This is a genomic window from Aquiluna sp. (assembly GCF_965064355.1).
Genome location: NZ_CBCHRQ010000039.1, coordinates 1 through 11754, shown reverse-complemented (window position 1 = coordinate 11754; position 11754 = coordinate 1). Strand labels below are relative to the sequence as shown.

The window sequence follows — 11754 nt, the reverse complement described above, 5'->3', positions numbered from 1 at the left end:
CCGACGTAAAGCACCTTGCCCATGCGAACCAGGTCTCCAAAAGCCTGCATGGTTTCTTCCAGCGGAGTTTCGTAGTCAAAGCGGTGAGCCTGATACAGGTCGACGTAGTCGGTCTGAAGGCGCTTCAGGGAACCGTTGATGGATTCCATGATGTGCTTGCGGCTAAGACCAGTGTCATTTGGGCCCTTGGCAGCAACCGGCCAGTAAACCTTGGTCAGAATCTCTAGGCCCTCGCGGCGCTGACCCTTTAGGGCGTTGCCCAAAACAGTTTCGGCGGCTTGGTTGGCATAGACATCAGCAGTGTCAAAGGTAGTAACGCCACCTTCGAGGGCAGCTCGTACCGTGCTGATTGCCTGCTCATCCGCCACCTGAGATGCGTGGGTCAGCCAGTTTCCGTAGATGATCTCGGAGACTTTAAGGCCGGAGTTTCCTAAATAGCGGTGTTGCATTTTCGAGCTCCCTTTGGGTTCTTTACTTCTCTAATTTTGTTAAGCGAGCAACCTGAGGCTTTGGAATTCGAAGCGCTCGCATCTGTATCGAACGCATAGCTCCGTACCAGCCCAAGCCACCCTCAATGCGGTCAGCACCGAACTTGTGGGCGACACGCTTTTTGACCATGCGAGACACAAACCATGCGTCGATAGCCACTATTCCGAACAAGCCCCACATCGCAAACAGGGTGATCAGCTGTACCGCATAGGAGTCAATAAATGTTGCAAGCACCACAAGGAATAGACCTGGAAGCACCATTTCACCAGCGGTGAAGCGAGCATCGACCAAATCGCGCGCATACTTACGCTGCGGGCCGCGGTCACGCAGTGTCAGATAACGCTCGTCGCCTGCCATCATTCCTTCGCGAGCCTTGGTGCGCTCTTCGTTCACCTTCTGGCGCTCGGCACGTTTGGCTTCCTTGCTGCGGTCTCCAACTAGCGGGCGGATTCTCGCCTGCTCCTGCTCTTTGCGAGACGGGGTGGGCTGACCCTTTTTTGCTCCTGGAGTGCGGTTTTCGCTCATCATCGCCTTTCGAGATATGCCACTAGATTAGCGGCATGACATTTGCATCTAGACCACTTGACCCAGCACTTGTTGAACCAGTTGCGGGCTTTATTAGTGATTCCTTCCCTCAGGCCATTGGCCAACTGGGCGAAATGGTAAAGATTCCAGGTATTGCCTGGGAGGCATTTGATGCCAACAACCTCGAAAGATCAGCCGAACTGGTTGCCAAGTACTTCTCGGATCTTGGCTTTTTTGACTGGGTGGAGATTCGTCGTGCACCAAAGCCAGATGGCGAAATGGGTTCACCTGCCATTTTGGCTAGACGCGCTGGCAAGCCAGTCCGCCCACACGTTTTGCTTTACGCACACCACGATGTCCAGCCACCGGGGGATAGTGCTCTTTGGGAGACCGACCCATTCACCGCAACCCTGAAGGGTGATCGACTTTTTGGTCGCGGGGTCTCTGACGATAAAAGCGGGATTATTACTCACCTTTATGCCATTCGTGCGCTGCAAGCGCTTGCTAGCGAAGTAGATCTTGGGATTTCGATCTTTATCGAAGGCGAAGAAGAGGCGGGATCGGAATCATTTGACAATTTCTTGGCGGAAAATCGTGAAGATTTAGCTGCAGACCTGATCATCGTGGCTGACAGTGCCAACTGGTCAACAGAGATTCCAGCTCTAACTACCAGCCTCAGGGGAGTGGTCTCGCAGGTTTTCACTGTAAAGACCCTTGACCATGCGGTTCACTCCGGCATGTTCGGCGGACCGCTGCCGGATGCCATGACGGCCATGATCAAACTCCTCGCAACTCTTACCACCGATGCTGGTGATGTCGCTGTCAAAGGCTTGCGTTCAACCAAGTGCGACGATTTACCGCTTGAGGAAGCAGAATTCTCAGCCTTGGCTGGACTTTTAGCGGGCGTCAAGCCGATGGGTACCAAGTCTTTGGTTCAGCAAACCTGGGGTGAACCGGCGATCACCGTCATCGGTATCGATGCACCAACGGTTGCGCTTTCCTCAAATACCGCTCAGCCGTCAATCAGCGCCAAGATTTCAATGCGAATTGCACCGGACCAAAACCCGCAAGATGCACTTATGCTGCTGCAACAACACCTTTTGGATCACGCGCCATTTGGAGCTCATGTTGAGCTAGGTGCGGTTGAAAAGGGTCCTGGTTACTTGGCAAAGGAAGGTTGGGGATCCACCTTGGCCCATGAAGCTTTCAGCGCAGCCTGGCCAGAAAAGTCCGTAAACATTGGAGTTGGCGGCTCTATACCGTTCATTTCGACCTTCGCATCGATGTTCCCAAATGCGGAAATCATGGTCACCGGAGTCGAAGAGCCAGACTCAAGGGCGCACTCGCCAAACGAGTCGCAGCACCTGCCAACTCTCAAGCGCGCCATGACCGCGGAAGCATTGCTTTTGCTGCATGGGAATCAACTGACCCGAGATTAGTTAAACTAGATACAAACTTGGAGGCAAAATGACCGAAGTACTAGCTCACGGAGTGAAGCTAACCGACACCGCGGTATTAAAGGTTAAAGCGCTATTGGCTGCAGAGGGTCGCGACGACCTGCGCCTGAGGGTTGCAGTTGAGCCTGGTGGCTGCTCTGGTTTGATTTACCAGCTGTTCTTCGACGAGCAGCTTGAAGAAGTTGACGCAGTAGTTGAGTACAACGGTGTTGAGGTAGTGGTTGATCAGATGAGCGTTCCTTATCTGGACGGCGCTTCCATTGATTTTGAGGACTCAATCCAAAAACAAGGCTTCACAATCGACAACCCAAACGCCGCTGGTAGCTGCGCTTGCGGAGATTCATTTAGCTAAAAGCGCGTAAACACAGCAGATTCTCCCTCCCGGCGGGATAGAATTAGAGACAATACTGCAGTGTTTAAGGATGTCTCATTGAGTAAGAATCGTCGTGGAATAGCCCTGGCGGCCACTTCTATAGCAAGCGTTTTATTACTAGCCGGCTGCAGCCCTCAACTTGAGCGTGGTTTCCTGCCGGACGCATCTGGCGTTACCAATCACACCGATCGAATCATTGGACTTTGGACCACGTCTTGGATCGTGCTACTGCTGGTTGGATTCGTATCTTGGGCATTGATGGCATGGGCATTGGTTGTCTACCGTCGTCGCAAGGGCGAGACCGGGATGCCAGCGCAGCTGAGATACAACATGCCAATCGAGACTCTTTTCACCGTTGTGCCATTGATTTTAGTTTTGGGATTCTTCGCTTTTACCGCCCGCGACATGCAGGCCATTGAGGCTAAGAACGAAAACCCGGACATTTCTATCGCGGTCATTGCTAAGCAGTGGAGCTGGGACTTCAACTACGTCAATGAGCAAGTCTTTGACTCCGGCATCGCAGCGCAGTTCACCGGCGAAGAAGAGAACATCTCAGAGACTCTTCCAACCTTGTATCTTCCGGTCAACAAGACCGTAAAGATTGACCTGAGCTCCCGCGACGTTATCCACTCCTTCTGGGTGATTGATTTCTTGTACAAGAAGGACATGTTCCCAGGTCTGACTAACCACATGTATTTCACTCCCACCAAAGAGGGAACATACGCAGGAAAGTGTGCCGAGCTTTGTGGGGAGTACCACTCAATGATGTTGTTCCGAGTCAAGGTCGTATCTGAAGAAGAGTATGCGGCTCACATTGCTGAACTAGCAGCCAAGGGTAACGTTGGTCAGCTTTCAAATGATTACGACAGAAACCAAAACCTTCCGGGTGGTAACCCAGGGGCAAGGGGATAAGGCAAATGGCAACCACACTCACTCCGACGCTTACGAATCCAGTTTCTTTTACCCCTAAGCGCTCCAAGGGTCAAATCTTGGTTGACTGGCTAACCACCACCGACCACAAGAAGATCGGTTACCTGTACCTGATCACGTCTTTTATTTACTTCATGATCGGTGGCGTCATGGCCCTGATCATTCGTGCCCAGCTCACCCTGCCTGGACTAGACATTGTCGCCTCCAAAGAGCAGTACAACCAGCTATTCACAATGCACGGAACCATCATGCTTTTGATGTTTGCAACACCGCTTTTCGCTGGTTTCGCAAACGTTTTGATGCCGGTCCAGATTGGTGCACCGGATGTGGCATTCCCGCGACTAAACGCAATCGCCTACTGGTTCTACAATTTCGGTAGCTTGATCGCTGTTTCCGGCTTCTTTACCCCTCAGGGTGCGGCTTCGTTTGGTTGGTTTGCCTACGCACCGCTTTCAAATACCACTTTCTCCCCGGGAATTGGTGGAGATCTATGGGTCTTTGGTCTAGCGCTTTCCGGATTCGGAACAATTCTGGGTGGTGTAAATTTCATCACAACCATCATCACCATGCGAGCTCCTGGTATGACGATGTGGCGCATGCCGATTTTCACCTGGAACACCCTGGTGACTTCGATTCTGGTAATCATGTGTTTCCCACCGCTAGCGGCAGCGCTGTTTGCTCTTGGTGCCGACCGTAAGTTCGGGGCTCACATCTTTGATCCAGAGAACGGTGGAGCCATGTTGTGGCAGCACCTGTTCTGGTTCTTCGGTCACCCAGAGGTTTACATCTTGGCCTTGCCGTTCTTTGGAATTGTTTCCGAGATTTTCCCGGTGTTTAGCCGAAAGCCAATCTTTGGTTATCGGACCTTGGTTTACGCAACGATTTCGATTGCGGCTCTCTCGATGACGGTTTGGGCCCACCACATGTACGTCACCGGACAGGTGCTACTGCCATTCTTCGCATTCACAACCATGTTGATTGCGGTCCCCACCGGTGTGAAAATCTTTAACTGGATTGGAACCATGTGGAAGGGATCAATTACCTTCGAGACTCCAATGCTGTTTGCCTTGGGCTTCTTGGTTAGCTTCGTCTTCGGCGGTCTCACCGGTGTAATCCTGGCCTCTCCTGTCTTGGACTTCCACCTTTCTGACAGCTACTTCGTGGTTGCTCACTTCCACTATGTGGTCTTTGGAACCGTGGTCTTTGCGATGTTTGCCGGCTTCTACTTCTGGTGGCCAAAGTTCACCGGCAAGATGTTGAACGAGCGCTTAGGAAAGATTCACTTCTGGTTGCTGTTTATCGGCTTCCACGTCACGTTCTTGATCCAGCACTGGTTGGGTGTAATTGGCATGCCTCGTCGTTACGCTACCTATCTCCCAGAAGATGGCTTCGCTGAGATGAACATCATTTCAACCCTTGGTGCTGCAATCCTCGCGCTTTCGATGATTCCATTCCTATGGAATGTTTGGGTTACCGCTCGCAAGGGCGTGAAGACTGAGCTGAAGGACCCTTGGGGTTACGGAAGGTCATTGGAGTGGGCAACTGATTCACCATTCCCTCGTCACAACTTCCACTCGATTCCTAGGATTCGTTCGGAGTCGCCTGCATTTGATTTGAACCACCCTGAGTATGCCTCTCCCGAGGCCAAGGAATCTTATGCCAAGGAGGGCCGCATCTAATGCGTTCCAACATTGTCATCCTCTTGGTGATGGCGGCATATTTCACAGTTGCTGACATTGCCTATGGAATCTGGAGCCACCTGGAATTTGGCCAGGTTGAGCCAATTGGTACCGCTGCAATGGCACTGCTGGTAATCCTCGCCGTGTTCATCGCCTACTACCTCTGGTCCGGCATGAAACGCTCCGGAACCTTGCCCGAAGACAACCTATTGGGCAACATCGAGGACGAGACCGGCGAGGTCGGTTTCTACTCGCCTTGGAGCTGGTGGCCACTAATGCTTGGTATTACTTGCGCCATGGCATTTGCATCTTTGGCCGTTGGCTGGTGGCTGTTCTTCATAGCCTTCCCATTCGCAATGGTGGCGCTGGTTGGCTTTGTTTACGAGTACAACCGCGGCGCACACGCTCACTAAGTAAACCTTGAGCGCAGACCCAGTACTTATCGTCATAGACGTCCAACAGGGCTTCCGTGACCCGATCTGGGGTGCTAATGGCAACAATGCGGCGCTAGGCAACATCGAGAGCCTTGTGGAGCACTGGCGCAGCAAGAAGCTCCCGATAGTCGTTGTAAAGCACAATTCCAAACATCCTGACTCTCCGCTTTTCTCGGGTAGTCCTGGCAATAACCTCGAACCTTTCCTTGAGGGCTCAAGGGACGCGATAATCCAGAAATCCGTGAACTCTGCCTTTTACGGAACTCCTGATCTCCACCTTTGGCTAGCAAAGCGTAACTACAGAAACATCGTTATCTGCGGTATCACGACCAACAAGTGCTGTGAAACAACTGCCCGGATGGCTGGCAACCTTGGCTACCAGACCAGTTTTGTAATTGATGCAACAGACGCCTTTGATCTCAAGCATTCAGACGGTTCAGTCACCAGCGCGGCCGATGTGATGCGGATGACAGCTGGAAACCTGGATCGCGAATTTGCGACCGTTCTAACTACCGCGCAGGCCTTGCAGCAGTTCTAACTCAGCGCACTGTCAGCCGGTGCTGTTAGTATGGTGGCCTTGGCAAGTCCAAGACGTTACTACAAAACTAAACATGGGGATGATCGGTTTCGACACTGCAGTGTTTGCGTGAATGAAGCGGGTCGAGGATGCACAGTTATCTCGTAAACGATCTGTGCAAAACAATAGGTGCCAATACAAAGCGCGCCGACTTCGCCCTAGCCGCATAAGCTAGCCCCGAAGTCCGTCTGACTAGGTTTGATTTCGTCCTAGACCCAGACGTCATTTAGAAATCTTGCTGGTTGAGCGCGTCACAGGCTCAATCGGGACTTTTACTGTGACTGGGCCTGTCTGCGTAGTTGCTTCAGACAAATTCAGGGGCCGAGTAGAACGACTTATGAAGCTACACCCGTAGAAGAGTCACAATCTTTGCAATGGACGGGGGTTCAATTCCCCCCATCTCCACGTTAGAAAGCCCCGGGCTAATACCTCGGGGCTTTTGCCTTTAACTCTCTCTATTGACTGATCACAACGCAGCAAAAAACCCGACCAATTGATCGGGGTTTTTTGTTGAAGCTATTACTTCTTTGAAGCCAATTCTCTTGGCTTACGCTTTGGTTTCTCTACCGCTGGGGCAGGGGAGTGGTCAGCGTGTGCAAGTTCGTACTCGGCCTTTGACACCGGCGCAATTCGGTCCTCGAAATAAAGGCTCGAGAGTGCTGCACGGATCTTGCTGCCTAGAGTGATCTTGCCCTGGTCGTTTGGACGAGCAAGGGTTGGCTGGTAGTCCTTGAAGTCAATCAGCTTCCATAGCTCGTACTTATCTACCGGCTCGTGAACCTCGATGTACTCACCGTGTGGCAAACGAACTACTCGACCAGTCTCGCGACCGTGTAGCGCGATCTCGCGGTCCTTGCGCTGAAGTGCAAGGCAGGCACGCTTGGTTACCCAGTAGGCGATTACCGGTCCGATGATGAGCAGAATCTGCATGCTGGTAAGCACCTGGTTCAGGTTCATCTGGAAGTTGGTAGCGATCAAGTCGGTAGAAGCACCAGCCCACAGCACTGCGTAGAACATAACTCCAGCAGCACCGATAGCGGTTCTGGTTGGTGCGTTACGTGGACGGTCAAGCACGTGGTGCTCACGGTCATCTGCGGTTACCCACTTCTCAATGAATGGGTAGGCGGCGACGACACCAAGGAACACAAGTGAGATAACCAACGGAATTAATACGCCAAACGGTAGCACGACGCCTAGTAGCTCAACATCCAGCCTGGAAGGCGCAAGACGCAAAGCACCATCTAGCCAGCCGATGTACCAGTCAGGCTGAGTACCAGCGGAAACTGGAGATGGGTCATAAGGACCGTAGTTCCAAATTGGGTTGATGGTGAAGGTGGCTGCAATCGCCATCAGTACACCAAAGACTAGGAAGAAGAATCCACCAGCCTTGGCAACGTATACCGGCATCAGTGGGAAGCCAACGACGTTCTCGTCGGTCTTTCCAGGACCCGAGTAGTGGGTGTGCTTGTGGATGATGACCATCATCAAGTGCACGGCCAGCAACACGATAATCAGCGCTGGGATGATCATGATGTGAAGGCTGTAGAGGCGCGCAACGATCTCGTCACCAGGGAACTCGCCACCGAAAAGGCCTGAAGAGATTGATGGTCCAATAAATGGAATTGCCTTGAGCATTCCATCGATGATTCGAAGTCCGTTACCTGATAGCAGGTCATCAGGAAGGGAGTAACCGGTGAATCCACCACCCATAGCAGCAAGGAATAGGAAGAATCCAACCAACCAGTTCAGCTCGCGAGGCTTACGGAATGCGCCGGTGAAGAAGACGCGAAGCATGTGAAGTCCTGCAGCTGCCACGAACAACAGAGCTGCCCAGTGGTGAACCTGACGCATTAGTAGGCCGCCGCGGATGTCAAAGCTAATGTCCAAGCTCGATGCGTAGGCAATCGACATCTCAGCACCCTTTAGCGGTGCGTAGCTTCCCTCGTAGTGGACCGAAGCCATGGATGGCTGGTAGAAGAAGGTTAGGAAGGTACCAGAGATAAGCAGCACCACGAACGAGTACATCGCCACTTCACCGAGCATGAAGCTCCAGTGATCCGGGAAGACCTTGCGGCCGAAGTTCTTTAGAACCCCTCCGAGGCTTAGACGCTCATCAAGGTAGTTTGCCGCTCCACCGATGAAAGTGGTTGGCTTTTGTTCAGTAGTTGTGCTCATTACGACTGCCTTATGTCCCAGAATGATGGCCCTACGGGCTCGGTGAAGTCGCCTTGTGCGACCAGGTATCCCTCAGCGTCAACTTCGATAGCCAACTGGGGGAGAGGCCTTGACGCCGGTCCAAAGATGACTTTGCAGTGGTCTGCTAGGTCAAATGTGGACTGGTGGCAAGGGCAGAGAAGGTGGTGGGTCTGCTGCTCATAAAGAGCTACTGGGCAACCCACGTGGGTACAAATCTTGGAGTAAGCGACGATTCCGTCATAGCTCCAAGAAGCCTTGGCAGGATCTTCCTTAAGTTCAGAAGGTTCAACGCGGACCAATAGTACCGCTGCCTTAGCCTTCTGGTTTAGCTTCTCAGCGTGATCCTCGATGTCATTTAGATTCTCTGGAACCACGTGGAAAACCGATCCAATAGTTACCTCGGAAGCCTTGATTGCGGTGCCGCCCTCGTGTGAGTCACGAACCAATCGAACACCCTTTTTCCAGATGGTGTGCTTCAGGGTGTCTCCAACCTGAGGGCCAAGATCTCCGAAGATAACAAGAGCTGGGATTGGGAAGACTGCGAGCGCTCCGTATAGCGAACGTCTAATTAGCTTGCGACGGGTAAAGCCCGACTCAGCATCTGCGGTCTTGATAATTTCAATAGCTTTGGCACGAGATTCGTCATTGCTTCGAGCTTGGTGCCGAGCCTCAGCAACTTCGTGGTCTGGCATCAGGGTCTTGGCCCAGTGCACAGCACCAAAACCGATACCCAAAAGGCTCAGCCCCATGCCGATGCCCATCCAGAGGGTGTTGTTTCTAGTGTCAGCTAAATCTGCAATTGGAAATGCGAAGAAACCCCAGATGGCGATGATCGCGCCGACGATTGAGATTCCAAACATCACAGCAATCTGCTGCTCGGCTCCCTTGGCGGCCTTTTCGCTCTTGTCCGTCATGCGAACGCGGTGAGGCTCAATTCCTGGGTCTGAAATTGGCTTTTGAATGTTTGTTGCAAGACCCGCTGGGTAAACCTTCTCGATTTCACTCATTCGAATTCTCCCTAATTAGCCTTGGCGCCAAGCCATACGGTGATTGCAATGATGAAGCCCAATCCGAAGATCCAAACAAATAGACCCTCGGCCACCGGACCGATTGACGCAAGTTCATAACCACCAACAGACTCGGCTTCTTCCACATACTTCAAATAAGCGATGATGTCTCGCTTGTCTTCAGGGGTTAGGTTTGCGTCGTTGAAAACTGGCATGTTCTGGGGACCGGTAATCATCGCCTCGTAGATGTGCTTCTCGGTTACACCGCCAAGTGCAGGCGCGAACTTACCCTGGGTTAGTGCTCCACCTGCACCAACGGCGTTGTGGCACATCGCACAGTTGATGCGGAACAGCTCACTACCGTGAGTCATGTCAATGTCTTCACCCGTGGTGCGCAGGTACTCCGCATCTGGGATTGCAGGGCCAGGAGCCAAGGAGGCAACATAGGCGGCCATTGCAGAAATCTGCTCTTCAGTGAACTGAACGGGCTTCTTGTATAGCTGAGGGCCAGATGCCTGACCAGGCATGCGACCGGTACCAACCTGGAAGTCAACCGATGCAGCTCCGACACCGATCAAGCTTGGGCCGCCAATTGCGCCCTCACCATTTGATCCGTGGCAGCTGGCACAGTTTGCTAAGAAGAGCTTGCGCCCCTCGGCAACTTGGTCAGCACTTGATACCTCAGCCTGCACCACGTTGGTTGCAGCTGCGTAGCCGCCACCGGACAGTAATAGCCCTAGAAAGATTACGAAGCCAATCGCCCAAGGGCGACGGCGCATCGGCTTTTCCTGGTTCAACAGTTTCTCCATTATTTCAAGATGTAGACGACTACGAATAGTCCGATCCACACCACATCGACGAAGTGCCAGTAGTAAGAAACCACGATGGCGCTAGTGGCTTCTTTGTGGCCGAAGTTCTTGGCTGCGTAGGCGCGACCAATAACAAGCAAAAATGCGATCAATCCGCCGGTCACGTGCAGAGCGTGGAAGCCGGTGGTGATATAGAAGGCAGAGCCGTAAGAGTTTGAGTTCAGAGCCACACCCTCAGAAACGAGGGTTGCGTACTCCCAAACCTGACCTGCAACGAAAATTGCGCCCATTACGTAGGTTAGGAAGAACCACTCGACCATGCCCCACTTCGCAGGGGACCAACCGGTGCGTCTTGGCTGCATGCGTTCTGCCGCGAACACACCGAACTGAGCGGTAAACGAGCTTGCAACCAGGATCAAGGTGTTTACAAGTGCGAATGGCACGTTCAAAATCTGAGTCTCACTAGCCCAAAGGTCTGGAGCACCAGCGCGAAGGCTGAAGTACATTGCGAAGAGGCCAGCAAAGAACATAACCTCGCTACCAAGCCAGACGATTGTGCCAACGCTGGTGGCGTTTGGCCTATTGATGGTCCCGCCGTGCACGGCGGGCAAAGTGGTTGCAGACATACCTAGAGTTTACCCCACCAACCCCGGTCGATGCCTGCTGTAACAAGGGAATTTCGAACAATTTTTGGACTATTGAGCATAAATTGCCTCGATAGACTGCTGACATGACCGAACAAAGCTGGCCAACCACTCTCAGCGCTCTTTTAGCGGGGGAGGACCTCTCAAGAACTGCCGCAGGCTGGGCGCTCCGCGAAATCATGTCGGGAGAGGCAACTGAGTCGCAAATCGGCGCCTTCATGATGGCCTTGCGCTCCAAGGGGGAGACCGTAGCCGAGCTTGCCGGTTTAGTTGACGTCATGCTTGAAAACGCAGTTTTGCTCAACACCGGTAGTGACGCGGTTGACATCGTCGGAACCGGGGGAGACCTGGTCGGAACTGTGAACATCAGCTCAATGGCTTCCGTTGTAACCGCAGCTGCTGGAATTCCAGTGCTAAAGCACGGCTCAAGATCAGCATCGGGCAAGACCGGATCTTCCGAGATGCTTGAGGTTTTGGGCATTCGTCTCGACTTGGCACCTGTGCAGGTGGCAGAGGTCTTCAAAGAAGTGGGAATCACTTTCTTCTTTGCACCGGTTTTCCACCCCGCTATGCGTTTCGTCGCGCCGGTAAGAAAGCAGCTGGGAGTTCCAACCACCTTCAACTTCTTAGGACC

The 11754-nt window shown here is 52.7% G+C and carries 13 protein-coding genes and 1 other RNA gene; 8 read left to right on the top strand and 6 right to left on the bottom strand.

Features of this window, described 5'->3' with window-relative positions:
• Window positions 1-449, bottom strand: a 449-nt coding sequence (locus AC128V_RS04635; RefSeq protein WP_482763517.1) for an aldo/keto reductase, incomplete at its 3' end; no start/stop codon positions are given.
• Between the two features lie 22 nt (window positions 450-471).
• On the bottom strand, window positions 472-1014 hold the full coding sequence (locus AC128V_RS04630) for a DUF3043 domain-containing protein (protein ID WP_482763516.1): 543 nt from the start codon (window positions 1012-1014) through the stop codon (window positions 472-474).
• 35 nt (window positions 1015-1049) lie between these two features.
• Here AC128V_RS04630 and AC128V_RS04625 point away from each other — a divergent pair, with 35 nt between their 5' ends.
• The 7 genes from AC128V_RS04625 to ssrA all read left to right on the top strand — a co-directional run bounded on the left by AC128V_RS04625 (window position 1050) and on the right by ssrA (window position 6872).
• Entirely contained in the window at window positions 1050-2453 is a 1404-nt protein-coding gene (locus AC128V_RS04625) for a M20/M25/M40 family metallo-hydrolase (protein WP_482763515.1), read from the top strand.
• Window positions 2454-2481: 28 nt separating this feature from the next.
• The gene (erpA, locus tag AC128V_RS04620; RefSeq protein WP_482763514.1) at window positions 2482-2823 is read left to right on the top strand and encodes an iron-sulfur cluster insertion protein ErpA; all 342 of its coding nucleotides are present in this window, start codon (window positions 2482-2484) and stop codon (window positions 2821-2823) included.
• A gap of 78 nt (window positions 2824-2901) precedes the next feature.
• Entirely contained in the window at window positions 2902-3756 is an 855-nt protein-coding gene (gene ctaC / locus AC128V_RS04615) for an aa3-type cytochrome oxidase subunit II (protein ID WP_482763513.1), read from the top strand.
• Between the two features lie 5 nt (window positions 3757-3761).
• Entirely contained in the window at window positions 3762-5453 is a 1692-nt protein-coding gene (gene ctaD, locus AC128V_RS04610; protein WP_482763512.1) for an aa3-type cytochrome oxidase subunit I, read from the top strand.
• Window positions 5453-5866, top strand: a complete 414-nt coding sequence (locus AC128V_RS04605; protein ID WP_482763511.1) for a cytochrome c oxidase subunit 4 — start codon at window positions 5453-5455, stop codon at window positions 5864-5866. Before ctaD ends, AC128V_RS04605 begins: the two co-directional genes overlap by 1 nt.
• Window positions 5867-5873: 7 nt before the next feature.
• Window positions 5874-6425, top strand: a complete 552-nt coding sequence (locus AC128V_RS04600; RefSeq protein WP_482763510.1) for a cysteine hydrolase family protein — start codon at window positions 5874-5876, stop codon at window positions 6423-6425.
• Between the two features lie 75 nt (window positions 6426-6500).
• Window positions 6501-6872: a transfer-messenger RNA gene (gene ssrA / locus AC128V_RS04595) on the top strand.
• 111 nt (window positions 6873-6983) lie between these two features.
• On the opposite strand, the gene qcrB is transcribed toward ssrA, so the two are convergent.
• From qcrB to ctaE, 4 genes are read right to left on the bottom strand one after another with little or no spacing between them, the layout of a single operon-like run.
• Window positions 6984-8639, bottom strand: coding sequence for a cytochrome bc1 complex cytochrome b subunit (gene qcrB, locus AC128V_RS04590; RefSeq protein ID WP_482763509.1), 1656 nt, complete (start codon window positions 8637-8639; stop codon window positions 6984-6986).
• Window positions 8639-9667: a cytochrome bc1 complex Rieske iron-sulfur subunit gene (gene qcrA, locus AC128V_RS04585; protein WP_482763508.1), complete on the bottom strand. Its 1029-nt coding sequence runs from the start codon at window positions 9665-9667 to the stop codon at window positions 8639-8641. Before qcrA ends, qcrB begins: the two co-directional genes overlap by 1 nt.
• Window positions 9668-9678: 11 nt before the next feature.
• Window positions 9679-10476: a cytochrome bc1 complex diheme cytochrome c subunit gene (gene qcrC / locus AC128V_RS04580; protein WP_482763507.1), complete on the bottom strand. Its 798-nt coding sequence runs from the start codon at window positions 10474-10476 to the stop codon at window positions 9679-9681.
• The gene (gene ctaE / locus AC128V_RS04575; protein WP_482763506.1) at window positions 10476-11102 is read right to left on the bottom strand and encodes an aa3-type cytochrome oxidase subunit III; all 627 of its coding nucleotides are present in this window, start codon (window positions 11100-11102) and stop codon (window positions 10476-10478) included. Before ctaE ends, qcrC begins: the two co-directional genes overlap by 1 nt.
• Before the next feature lie 104 nt (window positions 11103-11206).
• Between ctaE and trpD the strand changes: the two genes are divergently transcribed.
• On the top strand, window positions 11207-11754 hold a 548-nt coding region (trpD, locus tag AC128V_RS04570; protein ID WP_482763505.1), incomplete at its 3' end, for an anthranilate phosphoribosyltransferase.

Coding starts and splice junctions, on each gene's coding strand:
- AC128V_RS04625 (WP_482763515.1), top strand. CDS start 1,050: ATGACATTTGCATCTAGACCACTTGACCCAGCACTTGTTGAACCAGTT.
- erpA (WP_482763514.1), top strand. CDS start 2,482: ATGACCGAAGTACTAGCTCACGGAGTGAAGCTAACCGACACCGCGGTA.
- qcrB (WP_482763509.1), bottom strand. CDS start 8,639: ATGAGCACAACTACTGAACAAAAGCCAACCACTTTCATCGGTGGAGCG.
- AC128V_RS04605 (WP_482763511.1), top strand. CDS start 5,453: ATGCGTTCCAACATTGTCATCCTCTTGGTGATGGCGGCATATTTCACA.
- ctaD (WP_482763512.1), top strand. CDS start 3,762: ATGGCAACCACACTCACTCCGACGCTTACGAATCCAGTTTCTTTTACC.
- ctaE (WP_482763506.1), bottom strand. CDS start 11,102: ATGTCTGCAACCACTTTGCCCGCCGTGCACGGCGGGACCATCAATAGG.
- qcrC (WP_482763507.1), bottom strand. CDS start 10,476: ATGGAGAAACTGTTGAACCAGGAAAAGCCGATGCGCCGTCGCCCTTGG.
- AC128V_RS04630 (WP_482763516.1), bottom strand. CDS start 1,014: ATGAGCGAAAACCGCACTCCAGGAGCAAAAAAGGGTCAGCCCACCCCG.
- qcrA (WP_482763508.1), bottom strand. CDS start 9,667: ATGAGTGAAATCGAGAAGGTTTACCCAGCGGGTCTTGCAACAAACATT.